Source organism: Streptomyces sp. NPDC005863, from assembly GCF_042871345.1.
Lineage (GTDB): Bacteria > Actinomycetota > Actinomycetes > Streptomycetales > Streptomycetaceae > Streptomyces.
This window is the reverse complement of the sequence record NZ_JBIAII010000002.1, coordinates 555,274-568,859: the sequence shown is the minus strand read 5'-3', so window position 1 is coordinate 568,859 and position 13,586 is coordinate 555,274. Positions and strand designations below refer to the sequence as shown.

The 13,586-nt window shown below is 71.3% G+C and carries 8 protein-coding genes; 6 read left to right on the top strand and 2 right to left on the bottom strand.

Features of this window, described 5'->3' with window-relative positions; all coding sequences use genetic code 11:
- Nucleotides 1-7 precede the first annotated feature (7 nt).
- Nucleotides 8-1,516 carry a M1 family metallopeptidase gene (locus ACFYO9_RS08560; RefSeq protein WP_358777386.1) on the bottom strand — a complete coding sequence of 503 codons (1,509 nt, stop codon included), beginning with the start codon at nt 1,514-1,516 and terminating at the stop codon, nt 8-10.
- Nucleotides 1,517-1,718: 202 nt separating this feature from the next.
- Here ACFYO9_RS08560 and ACFYO9_RS08555 point away from each other — a divergent pair, with 202 nt between their 5' ends.
- From ACFYO9_RS08555 to ACFYO9_RS08530, 6 genes are all read left to right on the top strand, one after another.
- Entirely contained in the window at nt 1,719-3,710 is a 1,992-nt protein-coding gene (locus ACFYO9_RS08555) for a Xaa-Pro dipeptidyl-peptidase (protein WP_358777319.1), read from the top strand.
- Nucleotides 3,707-4,990, top strand: a complete 1,284-nt coding sequence (locus ACFYO9_RS08550; RefSeq protein WP_358777318.1) for a M14 family metallocarboxypeptidase — start codon at nt 3,707-3,709, stop codon at nt 4,988-4,990. The genes ACFYO9_RS08555 and ACFYO9_RS08550 overlap by 4 nt, the downstream gene beginning before the upstream one ends.
- Before the next feature lie 134 nt (nt 4,991-5,124).
- The gene (locus ACFYO9_RS08545) at nt 5,125-6,804 is read left to right on the top strand and encodes a BCCT family transporter (protein WP_358777385.1); all 1,680 of its coding nucleotides are present in this window, start codon (nt 5,125-5,127) and stop codon (nt 6,802-6,804) included.
- 241 nt (nt 6,805-7,045) lie between these two features.
- Nucleotides 7,046-8,077: an oxidoreductase gene (locus tag ACFYO9_RS08540; protein WP_358777317.1), complete on the top strand. Its 1,032-nt coding sequence runs from the start codon at nt 7,046-7,048 to the stop codon at nt 8,075-8,077.
- A 117-nt stretch (nt 8,078-8,194) separates the two neighbouring features.
- Nucleotides 8,195-9,430 (top strand): epoxide hydrolase family protein, encoded by a 1,236-nt coding sequence (locus ACFYO9_RS08535; RefSeq protein ID WP_358777316.1) that lies wholly within the window; start codon nt 8,195-8,197, stop codon nt 9,428-9,430.
- A gap of 25 nt (nt 9,431-9,455) precedes the next feature.
- Nucleotides 9,456-11,099, top strand: a complete 1,644-nt coding sequence (locus tag ACFYO9_RS08530) for an ABC-F family ATP-binding cassette domain-containing protein (protein WP_358777315.1) — start codon at nt 9,456-9,458, stop codon at nt 11,097-11,099.
- An 18-nt stretch (nt 11,100-11,117) separates the two neighbouring features.
- Here the strand turns inward: ACFYO9_RS08530 and ACFYO9_RS08525 are convergent, their stop codons facing one another.
- Complete coding sequence (locus tag ACFYO9_RS08525) at nt 11,118-13,544, bottom strand: Tex family protein (protein ID WP_358777314.1); 2,427 nt, start codon at nt 13,542-13,544, stop codon at nt 11,118-11,120.
- Nucleotides 13,545-13,586 lie beyond the last annotated feature (42 nt).

Sequence of the window (13,586 nt, the reverse complement as noted above, 5' to 3'; positions counted from 1 at the left end):
TCAGTCCTCAGTGACCGTGGCCGTCACCGTGCTCGTGCACCCCGTTGGTCGCGGCGATCTGCTTCCACGACTTCGGCTTCGCCGGCGCGGTGGCCGTCCGGGCGATCCCGGCGTCCCGCACGGCGCCGGCCGCCGGGCGCGACGGCTGGTAGAGCCAGGTGTCGAAGAGCTCCGCGAGCGGCTTGCCCGACACCTTCTCGGCGAACTTCACGAAGTCGTTCACCTTGGCGTTGCCGTACGCGTGCTGCTGCGGCCACTTCTTCAGGATCGAGAAGAACGTCTTGTCCCCGACCTCGTTGCGCAGCGCCTGAAGGGCGACCGCGCCCCGGTCGTAGACCGCGCCGTGGAACTGGTTGTCCGGACCCGGGTCACCCGGCTTGACCTGCCAGAACGGGTCGTCGGCCGGGTGCTGTGCGTACACGTAGTCCGCCAGCTCCTGTGCCGTCCCCTCGCCCTCCTTCTCCGACCACAGCCACTGGCTGTAGCGGGCGAAGCCCTCGTTGACCCAGATGTCCTTCCAGCCGTCGACGGAGACGCTGTCGCCGTACCACTGGTGGGCCAGCTCGTGGACGACGATGGACGCGTTGGAGCCGGATCCGAACGCGGAGGGGCTGTAGAAGGGCCGCGTCTGGGTCTCCAGGGCGTAGCTGCTCTTCACGTTCGGGACATAGCCGCCGAGCGCGTTGAACGGGTACTTGCCGAAGACCGTCTCCAGCCACTCGGCGACCTCGGTGGTCCGCTCGATGCTGGCCCGTGCGGCGCCCGCGTTGTCGCCGAGGTCCTTGCTGTAGGCGTTGAGGACCGGCAGGCCGCTCTCGGTCCTGTCGGTCGTGATGTCGAACTTGCCGACGGCGAGCGTCGCGAGATAGCTCGCCTGCGGCTTGTTGGAGCGCCAGTTGTAGCGCGTCCAGCCCAGCTTCGAACTCTGCGACTGCAGCACGCCGTTGGAGATCGCCTGGGTGCCGTCCGGTACCGAGACCGACACGTCGTACGTGGCCTTGTCCCGCGGGTGGTCGTTGGCGGGGAACCACCACACGGCCGACTCCGGCTCCTGGGCGGCGACGCCGCCGTCCGGCGTCCGGTGCCACGCCGTGTAGCCGTTGATCTTCAGCTCGGACGGCTTGCCCGCGTACCGCACGACGACCGTGACGGGCGTGCCCTTGGGCAGCCCGGCCGGCGGCGTGATCTCCAGCTCCTGGTCGCCGGTCTTCTTGAACCTCGCCTTCTTGCCGTTCACCCGCACCTCGGACACCTTGAGGCCGAAGTCGAGGTTGAAGCGTGAGAGGTCCTGGGTGGCGCGGGCGTTTATCGTCGCCGTGCCCTCCAGGAGGTCGGTCGCGGGCTGGTACTTCAGCCTCAGGTCGTAGTGCGAGACGTCGTAGCCGCCGTTGCCGCTGGCCGGGTAGTAGGGGTCGCCGATGCCCGGCGCCCCGGGGGTGAAGTCCGCGGCCGACGCCGGGATCGCCAGCAGAAGAGAGGCCGCGAGCGCGCCCGGGGCGATGAGTCTGCGGTGCACGTCAAGCTCCAAGTCGTAGGGGCTCAAGATCGGTTCGTCTTGTCGACGACCCTATTCAGCCCCTTCCGCACACGTCATGTCCATGGCCCCAGACGTCACACGATCGCCATTCGGCCGACATGTGCCTCAATGTCCCACGCTCCTGACGCGATGGCGTACGGCCCTCTGTCGCACGGCAGTTCACCGGTGTACCTTCCGCGCCATGCCGATACGTGCGCGACGCACCCGCCTCCTGTGGAGAACGCTTCTCGCGGCGGCCCTGGCCGCCCTGATCGCCACCCTCATGTCCCCGGGCGCAGCGCAGGGGGCCGCACCGGCCCCGCGCACGCCGGACCACGCGGCTCAACCGCGGGGTGAGAGCAGGCCCGTCTACTCGTACGACGACGCGATACGCGAATCCGTCTGGGTCGACACCAGGATCGACGGCGACGCGGACGGCAGGACCGACCGTGTCGCCGTCGACATCGTCCGGCCCCGCGAACTCGACCGCACGGGCCGCCGGATACCCGTGATCATGGACGCCAGCCCGTACTACGCGTGCTGCGGGCGCGGCAACGAGAGCCAGAAGAAGACGTACGACGCGGCCGGGAAGCCCGTGCGGTTCCCGCTCTACTACGACAACTACTTCGTGCCCCGCGGCTACGGCTACGTCGCCGTGGACCTCGCGGGAACCAACCGCTCCGACGGGTGCGTCGACGTCGGCGGCCGCTCCGACGTGCAGTCCGCCAAGGCCGTCGTCGACTGGCTGAACGGCCGGGCGCGGGGCTACACCAGCCGCACCGGCGGCGAGCGCGCGAAGGCCGGCTGGACCAACGGCGCCACCGGGATGATCGGCAAGAGCTACGACGGAACCATCGCGCAGGGCGTCTCCGCCACCGGCGTCCGCGGCCTCAAGACCATCGTGCCGATCGGCGCCATCTCCTCCTGGTACGACTACTACTTCGCCAAGGGCGCCCCGCTCTACGACGGCGGCCCCGACGGGCTTGCGGACGCCGTGGAGAGCCCTGAGGCCCGCGCCCGCTGCGGCGCCGTGCAGCAGCGCCTGATCGACGGGGCGCCGCGCACCGGCGACTGGACCCGCCTGTGGAGCGAGCGCAATCACGTGCCGGACGCCGGCAAGGTGCGCGCGAGCGTCTTCGTCGTGCACGGCATGCAGGACCTCAACGTCCGCACCAAGCACTTCGGCCAGTGGTGGGACGCCCTCGCCGAGCACGGCGTCGAGCGGAAGATCTGGCTCAGCCAGGCCGGTCACGTCGACCCGTTCGACCTGCGCAGGGCCGACTGGGTGCGCACGCTGCACCGCTGGTTCGACCACGAACTCCTCGGCTACGACAACGGCATCGACCGTGAGCCGATGGCCGACATCGAGCGCTCCCCGAACCACTGGACCACCGACCGCGTCTGGCCCCCGCGCGGCACGCACACCGTCAACCTCCGCCCCGCCAAGGACACTTCACCCGGCGTCGGCACCCTCGGCACCCGGCCCGGCAAGGGCACCGAGACGTTCACCGACGACCCGCGGCTGAGCGAGACGGAGTGGGCCGCGCGGATCGACACCCCGACACCGGCCAAGGCGGGCTTCGTCAGCCGCCCCCTCGCCCGTGACCTGCGCCTGTCCGGATCCTCCACGGTGACCGTCACCGCGACCCCGACGACCCGCACCGCCCACCTCTCCGCGGTCCTCGTCGACGTCGGCCCCGACACCATCCGCGACTACGCGGCCGCGGGCGAGGGCATCACCACGCTCCCCGAACGCACCTGCTGGGGCGCGAGCACCACCGGCGACAGCTCCTGCTTCAAGGAGACCCGCGCCAAGACCGCCGACGTCGACTACACCGTCTTCAGCCGAGGTTGGGCCGACCTCGGGCACTGGGCCGACGCCGGACACGGCCGCCCCCTCACCCCGGGCAAGCCGCACACCATCACCCTCGACCTCGCCGCGAGCGACCACGTCGTCCCCAAGGGCCACCGCCTCGCCCTGATCATCGCGGGCACCGACAAGAACCTCATCGAACCGCCCGCCGACCGCCCCACGCTCACCCTCGACCTGGCCCGCACCTCGGCGAAGCTGCCGCTGGCCGGCGGGTCCGACGCCTTCACCACCTCCGCGCCCGGCACGCCCCGTACCGCCCGGCTCGACGGCGTGGCCCCGCCCCGTCCGCTCAACCCCCGTCCCGGAGGCAGCACTTCATGACACCGCGCATCCGCACCCTGGCCCTCGCCTGTGCCACCGTCGCGCTCGCGGCGCCGCTCCTGACGGCGCCCGCGCAGGCGACGTCGACCCCGCCCCGTACCGGATTCGAGGAGAGCGACGGGGCGCGCTGGACCAGCCTGCCGGAGGAGCAGAAGCTGCTGACGGCCGTGGACCGCGCCGCCAAGCGGGTCTCCGTGACCCGCATCGGCACGACCAAGCAGAACCGGCCCCTCCAGCTCGTCCGGATCGGCGAACGCCCCACCAGGAACACCGTGTTGCTGATCTGCAGCCAGCACGGCGACGAGCCGTCGGGCCGCGAGGCCTGTCTGTCCACCGTCCGCGACCTGGCGTACGCCAAGGACAAGAAGACCCGGCGCTTCCTCTCCCGCACCACGCTCCTCGTCGTGCCCACCGCCAACCCGGACGGCCGCGCCGCCGACACCCGCGGCAACTCCGACGGCGTCGACATCAACCGCGACCACCTCGCCCTGAAGACCGCGGAGGCCCGCGCCATGGCCGCCGTGATCCGCGACCGCAAGCCCGACGTCATCTACGACCTGCACGAGTACGGGGCCACCCCCAAGTACTACGACAAGGACCTCTTCGACCTCTGGCCGCGCAACCTCAACACCGACGAGGCCGTGCACAAGGAGGCGCAGGCCCTGTCGCAGGACTATGTGCGGCCGGCCGCCGGGCACGACGGCTACTCCACGGGCACGTACGGCATCTGGACCGACCCGGTCACCGGTGACCCGGTCAAGCAGACCGCGGGCGACGGCCAGGAGCGCATCCTGCGCAACATGTCCGGCATCAAGCACGCCGCGGGACTGCTGATCGAGAGCCGCGTCGACCCGATGACCGACGCGGAGAAGCAGGACGAGGCGCTGAACAACCGGCGCCGCGTGGCCTCCCAACGCTCGGCGCTCGGCGGGCTCGCCGCCTTCACGGACGAACGCCGCGGACAGTTGGAGGCGGCCACCGACGCGGCCCGCGTCGAGGGGCTTCGGGACCGGGGCCCGGTCTACGTCGGGGGCGCCGACAACGACCCCGCCGAACCCGCCGACATCATCCAGGACCCGCCCTGCGGCTACCGCCTCGACGCCGCCCAGTACCGCGACATCAAGGACGAACTGGCCCTGCACGGCGTCACCGTGAAGCGGTCGGCGTCCGGTGGCGCGTACGTCCCGCTGCGGCAGTCGGCGCGGGCCCTCGTCCCGCTCCTGCTCGACGAGCGCGCGCCGTACCACATGGTCACAGCTCGACCCGACATGGTCTGTTGAGGAGGAGAGATGTGCGTCACATGTGGTAGGGGGTAGCGGAGAACGAAGTCTCGACCCAATCGACCCCTCGAAAGGTGTCACTTGTGACGCAGGATCAGCATAAAGCGGACGGCGGGGGAGGGTCGCCGGAGATCATGGCGCCCGCCCACGGCGGCCGGTCCCCACAGACGGACCGGGTGGTCTTCGGCGTCACCGCCGTGCTCACCCTGGCGTTCGTGGTCTGGGGCGCGGTGTCGACGGACTCGCTCCAGGACATCTCCACGGACATGCTCAACGGCCTGATGCACAACGGCGGTTGGTTCTTCATGCTGACCGCGACCGGATTCGTGGTCTTCGCGCTCTGGCTGGCCGTCAGCCGGTACGGGAAGATCACGCTCGGCCGGGAGGGCGAGGAACCGGAGTTCCGCACCGTCTCCTGGGTCGCCATGATGTTCAGCGCCGGCATGGGCATCGGCCTGATGTTCTACGGAGTGAGTGAGCCGCTGGCCCACTTCACCTCGCCGCCGCCGGGCACCGACCCGGCGGACGCGCCCGCGGCGATGGAGACCGCGATGGCCACCACCCTCTTCCACTGGACGCTCCACCCGTGGGCGATCTACGCGGTCGTGGGCCTCGCCATCGCGTACAGCACCTTCCGGCGCAACCGGCGCCAGACCATCAGCGCCGTCTTCGAGCCCCTCATCGGCGCGAAGCACGCGCACGGCACCTGGGGCCGGGTCATCGACATCCTGGCCATCTTCGCCACACTCTTCGGTTCGGCCGCCTCCCTCGGCCTCGGCGCCCTGCAGATCGGCAGCGGCATCGAGGTGCTGGACTGGATGGAGAACGCGGGCACCGGGCTGCTCGTCGTCATCATCGCCGTGCTGACCCTGGCCTTCGTGGCATCCGCCATCTCCGGCGTGGAGAAGGGCGTGCAGTGGCTGTCGAACATCAACATGGTGCTCGCGGCCCTGCTCGTGGTGTTCGTCTTCATCGCGGGACCGACCGTCATCATCCTCGACATGGTGCCGACGTCGCTCGGCGCCTACCTCGACGACCTGCCGCAACTGATCGGCCGCACCGAGGCGTCCAGCGGCAAGGGCGTCGCCGACTGGCTGAGCGGCTGGACGGTCTTCTACTGGGCCTGGTGGATCTCCTGGACGCCCTTCGTCGGCATGTTCATCGCGCGGATCAGCCGCGGCCGTACGATCCGTCAGTTCGTCGGCGGCGTCATCCTGGTGCCGAGCACGGTCAGTCTGATCTGGTTCGCCGTCTTCGGCGGCAGCGCGATGACCGTCGCCGAACGGGGCGGCCTCAAGGGCGACACCAGCCAGGAGGCGCAGCTCTTCGGGCTGCTCCACGAGTACCCGATCGCGACGGTGACCAGCCTGCTCGTGATGATCCTCGTCGGCATCTTCTTCGTCTCCGGCGCCGACGCCGCGTCCATCGTGATGGGCACGCTCTCCCAGAAGGGCGCCCTCGAACCCGGCCGGTTCGTCGTGGTCTTCTGGGGCATCGTGACCGGCGCCGTCGGAGCCGTCATGCTGCTGATCGGCGACGGCTCGGACGACGCGCTCACCGGGCTGCGCAACCTCACGATCCTGGTGGCCGCGCCGTTCACCATCGTGATGATCGGCATGTGCGTCGCCCTGATGCGGGACCTGCGCCACGACCCGCTGATCGTGCGCGGCGAACACGGCACGGAAGCCGTCGAGAAGGCCGTCATCGCCGGCCACGAGCAGTACGACGGTGAATTCGAGCTCCGGATCGGCCCCGCCCAGGACGACGCGGGCGAGGACCGGGAGTCCGGCAGCACCGCGGTCGACAAGAGCTGACCGCTCGTCCCAGGAGGCGGCGCCGACCAGGCGCGCCGCCTCCTGGACGCAGCCCGGCCGCAGCCCCGGTTCGTCCAGCCCCGTCTTCGCGTGTACGCCCTCGACCATGCGTACGCCGCCGGGCCCGCCGAGGCCCGCGAGCTCCGCGTACACGGCCGCCGAACCCACCGCTCACCCCGGGAACGTGGCGAAATGTGCCGTGCCGTGCTCACATCACATGACAGATGGGGATACTCACTGCATGTCTGCCGAGTACGCGACCTTCGGGCTGGCACCGGCCATCCGCGCCGGTGGGGTTCTCGCCAACGGTGAGTACCAAGTGCACCGTGATTTCGTCGACTTCATCGTCAACGGCCGGCCCCTGCTCTTCCAGCTCTCCGACCTCGACGCGGTGTCACCGCTGGCCGCCGACATCCCGCCGGCCATCTTCACGGCGCACGTCCGCCGACTGCTCCTGGAGGCGCGCGCGCCGCTGGACGACGGGCGGTACGTCATATACGGCTGTCCCGAGTGCGAGGGCCTGGAGTGCGGCGCGGTAACGGCCGTGATCGAGAAGAGCGCCGACGGCGGCGACGACTTCGTCTGGCGCGACTTCGCCTGGCAGACGGCCGAACCCGCCGACCTGACGCTCAACGGCTACCACGGCATAGGGCCGTTCCGCTTCCGCGGCGACCAATACCGCGCGGCGCTCGGCCAGTTGCTCGCCGACGGCGAGTCGCAGGCGCGCCGCCGGGTCCTGCTGATCGGCGCCAGGGTGGCGCTGCTCGCCAAGCTGGCGGCGGCGCTGCGCACCATCGGCATCGGCGCGGAGATCGCCGGGGACGCGGCGGGCGTCGCACCGCAGGAGCTGCGCACGTACGGTGCGGTCGCCTTCGGCCGCGCCGTCCCCGAGGAGACCCGCCGCTCCGTCCGCGCGGCCTTCGACCGGGCGGAGGTCCCGGTCTCCTACGTGGACGGTCTCGCCCCGATCATCCCGCTCCTGGTCGCCCAGATAGAGGGCGCCCTGAACCGTGGCCCGCAGGAGCGGCGCAGGCTCACCCGGCTCGCGGCCGGGCCCGGGGCGGCGCAGCTGGAGGTCACCTCGGCGTGCCGGGTCCGCGTGACGGCGTACCGCATGGACCGGCTCTCCCGGACGCACGTCCACGAGGCCCTCGACGAGGTGCTCGCGCCGGGGGAGCACCGGGTGACCCTGCCGGCCGGGGCCACGAAGGGCGACGCGTACGTGGTGGCCAGGACCTCCACGAGCGTGCTGGTTGCACCGGTGTCGCGCTGACCTCCGCATTTCACTCCGGTGGCGGCGCGATTCGGGGCAGGATGCGGGGGAGGGCAAGGGCGCCCGCGACTCCATGCAACGGCCCGGCTCACCGCCCGACCCCGTGAGGACCCCGCCATGACCACCCCGTACGCCTTCCCCCTGCAACCCACCCCGATCCACGTGCCCGACGCGGTCCTCGACGACCTGCGCACCCGGCTGGCCCTGACCCGGCCGCCCTTGGACGAGGGCAACGAGGACTGGTCCTACGGCGTGCCGGCGAGCTACCTGGGTGAGCTGGTCGCCCACTGGCGCGACGCCTACGACTGGCGCAAGGCCGAGGCCGCCCTCAACGCCCACGAGCACTACCAGGTCGGCGTCGCCGGCGTGCCGGTGCACTTCCTGCGCGAGCCCGGCCGCGGCCCGCGCCCGGTCCCGCTGATCCTCACCCACGGCTGGCCGTGGACGTTCTGGCACTGGTCGAAGGTGATCGGCCCGCTCGCCGACCCGGCCGCGCACGGCGGCGACCCGGCCGACGCGTTCGACGTCATCGTGCCGTCGCTGCCCGGCTTCGGCTTCCCCGGACCGCTCACCGGCTTCCCGGACGTCAACTTCTGGAAGGTCTCCGACCTCTGGCACACCCTGATGACCGAGACCCTCGGACACGAGAAGTACGCCGCAGGGGGCTGTGACATCGGCGGGATCGTCACCAGCCAGCTGGGTCACAAGTACGCCGACGAGCTGTACGGCATCCACATCGGCTCCGGCCTGCCGCTCGACTTCTTCACCGGCCCCCGCGCCTGGGACTTCGCCCGCAACCGGCCCCTCACCGACGACCAGCCCGCCGACGTCCGCGCCCGCATCGTCGAGCTGGACCACCGCTCGGCCTCCCACCTCGCCGTGCACATGCTCGACGGCGCCACGCTGGCCCACGGCCTGAGCGACTCGCCCGCCGGGCTGCTCGCCTGGCTCCTGGAGCGCTGGAACGCCTGGAGCGACAACGGCGGCGACGTCGAGTCCGTCTTCACCAAGGACGACCTGCTCACCCACGCCACCATCTACTGGGTGAACAACGCCGTCGCCACGTCGATGCGGTACTACGCCAACGCCAACCGCCACCCCTGGACCCCCTCCCACGACCGCACCCCCCGCGTGCAGGCCCCGACCGGCCTCACCTTCGTCACGTACGAGAACCCGCCCGGGATCCACACCGCCGAGGAGCGCGTCCAGGCGTTCCGGAACGGCCCGCAGGCCGACTGGTTCCACCACGTCAACGTCAACGCCCATGATCACGGCGGTCACTTCATTCCCTGGGAGAACCCCGACGCCTGGGTGAGCGACCTGCGCCGCACCTTCCGGGGCCGCAGGCCCTGACCGCCCGTCCTACAATCACCCCCTGATGACCGCAACCCTCGTCGCCAAAGAACTCGCCGCAGGCCACGGCGACCGCACCCTCTTCTCCGGTCTGGAGCTAGTCGTCGCCCCCGGCGACGTCATCGGCCTGGTCGGGGCCAACGGAGCGGGCAAGTCCACCCTCCTGCGGCTGCTCGCCGGCCTGGACAGCCCCGAGGAGGGCGAGCTCAGGCTCTCGCCGCCCACCGCATCCGTCGGCCACCTGCCCCAGGAGCCCGACCGCCGCCCCGGCGAGTCGATCCGCGCCTTCCTGGCCCGCCGCACCGGCGTCACCGAGGCCCAGCGCGTCATGGACGAGGCCACCCAGGCCCTCGTCGACGGCGCCCCCGGCGCGGACGACGCCTACGCCACCAGCCTGGAGCGCTGGCTGGCGCTCGGCGGCGCGGACCTCGACGAGCGGGCCGACGAGGTCGCCGACTCGCTCGGCCTCGCCGTGAGCCTGGACCAGCCGATGACCTCGCTCTCCGGCGGTCAGGCGGCCCGCGCCGGCCTCGCCTCCCTGCTCCTCTCCCGGTACGACGTGTTCCTCCTGGACGAGCCGACCAACGACCTCGACCTCGCGGGCCTGGAACGCCTGGAGAGCTTCGTACGGGGCCTGCGCGCCGGCACGGTCGTCGTCAGCCACGACCGGGAGTTCCTCACCCGCACCGTCACCAAGGTCCTCGAACTCGACCTCGCCCAGCAGGAGATCAACCTCTACGGCGGCGGCTACGACGCGTACCTGGAGGAGCGGGAGACCGCCCGCCGGCACGCCCGGGACGAGTACGACGAGTACGCCGACAAGCGGTCCGCGCTCCAGAGCCGGGCCCAGATGCAGCGCTCCTGGATGGACAAGGGCGTCAAGAACGCCCGCCGCAAGGCCACCGACAACGACAAGGCGGGCCGCAAGTTCCGCAGCGAGGCCAGCGAGAAGCAGGCCGCCAAGGCCCGCCAGACCCAGCGCATGCTGGAACGCCTCGACGTCGTCGAGGAACCCCGCAAGGAGTGGGAGCTGCGCATGGAGATCGCCGCGGCCCCGCGCTCCGGATCGGTCGTCGCGAGCCTGCGCGAGGCGGAGGTGCGCCGCGGCGACTTCACGCTCGGCCCCGTCTCGCTACAGGTCGACTGGGCGGACCGGGTGGCGATCACCGGGGCGAACGGCTCGGGCAAGTCGACGCTGCTCGGCGCCCTCCTGGAGCGCATCCCGCTGGACGCGGGCCACGCGTCCCTCGGCTCGGGCGTCCTGGTCGGCGAGGTCGACCAGGCCCGCGCTCTGTTTCACGGCGAGGAGTCGCTCCTCGACGCGTTCTGCGCGGCCGTACCGGAGACCGAACCGGCCGAAGTGCGCACGCTGCTCGCCAAGTTCGGCCTCAAGGCGGACCACGTGCTGCGCTCGGCGGCCACCCTCTCGCCGGGCGAGCGCACGCGCGCGGCCCTCGCCCTGCTCCAGGGCCGCGGCGTCAACCTCCTCGTCCTCGACGAGCCGACCAACCACCTCGACCTGCCCGCCATCGAGCAGCTGGAGTCGGCCCTGGAGTCCTACGAGGGCACGCTGTTGCTGGTCACGCACGACCGCAGGATGCTCGACGCGGTCAGCGTGACGCGCCGGTTGGAGGTGGCGGAGGGCAAGGTGACCGAGCTGTCACCCTGACCCCCGCCGGTGCCTTCGTCAGCGGCGCTTGGGGTCCACCAGACCGGCCCGCCGCAGCGCGTCGGCCATCGCGTCGTTGGCGGGCGGCGGGCCCTGCCGCTGCGGCTTCTGGCCGCGCTGGCCGCCCCGGCCGCCGGCGCCGCGCGAGCCCTGACCTTGCTGCTGGCGCTGCCCTTGCCGCTGCTGCGGCGGACGGCTCCCGCCGCGCTTCGGCTGGTCCCCGCCGGCGTCGCCCGCGCCGGCTTCCGCCTCGTCGTCCAGGCGCAGCGTCAGCGAGATCCGCTTGCGCGGGATGTCGACGTCCATGACCTTCACCTTGACGACGTCGCCGGGCTTGACGACGTCCCGCGGGTCCTTGACGAAGGTCTTCGACATGGCGGACACGTGCACCAGACCGTCCTGGTGCACGCCGACGTCCACGAAGGCGCCGAACGCGGCGACGTTGGTGACCACACCCTCCAGGACCATCCCGGAGGCCAGGTCGGAGAGCTTCTCGACGCCCTCCTTGAAGGTCGCCGTCTTGAAGGCCGGACGCGGGTCGCGCCCGGGCTTCTCCAGCTCCTTCAGGATGTCCGTGACGGTCGGCAGACCGAACACCTCGTCCACGAACTCGTCGGGCCGAAGCGAGCGCAGCGCCCCGGTGTTGCCCATCAGTGAACCGACCTCGCCACCGGCCGACTTCACCATCTTGCGCACCACCGGATACGCCTCCGGGTGCACGCTGGAGGCGTCCAGCGGGTCGTCGCCGCCGCGGATGCGGAGGAAGCCCGCGCACTGCTCGTACGCCTTCGGGCCGAGCCGGGCCACGTCCTTGAGGCCCTTGCGGCTCTTGAAGGGGCCGTTGGCGTCGCGGTGCGCCACGATGTTCTCCGCGAGGCCGGCGCCGATGCCGGAGACCCGGGCGAGGAGCGGGGCGGACGCGGTGTTCACGTCCACGCCGACGCCGTTCACACAGTCCTCGACGACCGCGTCCAGCGAGCGAGACAGCTTCACCTCGGACAGGTCGTGCTGGTACTGACCGACGCCGATCGACTTCGGGTCGATCTTCACCAGCTCGGCCAGCGGGTCCTGCAGGCGCCGGGCGATGGAGACGGCGCCGCGGATCGAGACGTCGAGGTCCGGCAGCTCCTGGGAGGCGAAGGCCGACGCCGAGTACACGGAGGCGCCCGCTTCGGAGACCATCACCTTCGTGAGGTTCAACTCCGGGTGCTTGGTGATGAGTTCGCCCGCGAGCTTGTCCGTCTCGCGGGACGCGGTGCCGTTGCCGACGGCGATCAGGTCGACCTGGTGCTCCTTGGCCAGCTTCGCCAGCGTGGCCAGGGACTGGTCCCACTTGTTCGCCGGGACGTGCGGGTGGATCGTGTCGGTCCCGACGACCTTGCCGGTGGCATCGACGACGGCGACCTTCACGCCCGTACGGAACCCGGGGTCGAGGCCCAGCGTCGCGCGCGTGCCCGCGGGCGCCGCGAGCAGCAGGTCGCGGAGGTTCGACGCGAAGACCCGCACCGCCTCGTCCTCGGCGGCGGTCCGCAGCCGCAGCCGCAGATCGATCCCGAGGTGCACGAGGATGCGGGTGCGCCAGGACCAACGCACCGTGTCCTGCAGCCACTTGTCGCCCGGCCGGCCCTGATCGGCGACGCCGAAACGCTGGGCGACGATCCCCTCGTACGTGGACGGGGTACCCGGCGTGGCGGGCGGCTCCTCCGGCTCCAGGACCAGGTCGAGGACCTCCTCCTTCTCGCCGCGCAGCATGGCGAGGACGCGGTGCGAGGGGAGTTCGGTGAACGGCTCGGCGAAGTCGAAGTAGTCGGCGAACTTGGCGCCCGCCTCCTCCTTGCCCTCGCGGACCTTCGCGGCGATCCTGCCGCGCACCCACATGCGCTCGCGCAACTCGCCGATCAGGTCGGCGTCCTCCGAGAACCGCTCGGCGAGGATCGCCCGCGCCCCGTCGAGCGCGGCCTGGGCGTCGGCGACGCCCTTGTCGGCGTCCACGAACGCGGCGGCGGCCGCCTGCGGTTCCACGGTGGGGTCGCTCAGCAGCCCGTCGGCCAGCGGCTCGAGGCCCGCCTCGCGGGCGATCTGTGCCTTCGTGCGCCGCTTCGGCTTGAAGGGCAGATAGATGTCCTCGAGCCGCGCCTTGGTGTCCGCCTCGCGGATCCGCGCCTCCAGCTCGTCCGTGAGCTTGCCCTGCTCACGCACCGAGTCGAGGATCGCGGCGCGCCGGTCCTCCAGCTCGCGCAGATAGCGCAGCCGCTCCTCGAGCGTGCGCAGTTGCGCGTCGTCGAGCATCTCGGTCGCTTCCTTGCGGTAGCGCGCGATGAAGGGCACCGTTGACCCGCCGTCGAGCAGGTCGACGGCGGCCTTCACCTGCCGCTCCCGTACGCCGAGCTCCTCGGCGATCCTGCCTTCGATGGACGCAGGGGTGGACGTCTTCAAAGCTGCCACGTTCCGGTACCGCCTTCTCGCTGAGGTTGCCGGGCAATTGTG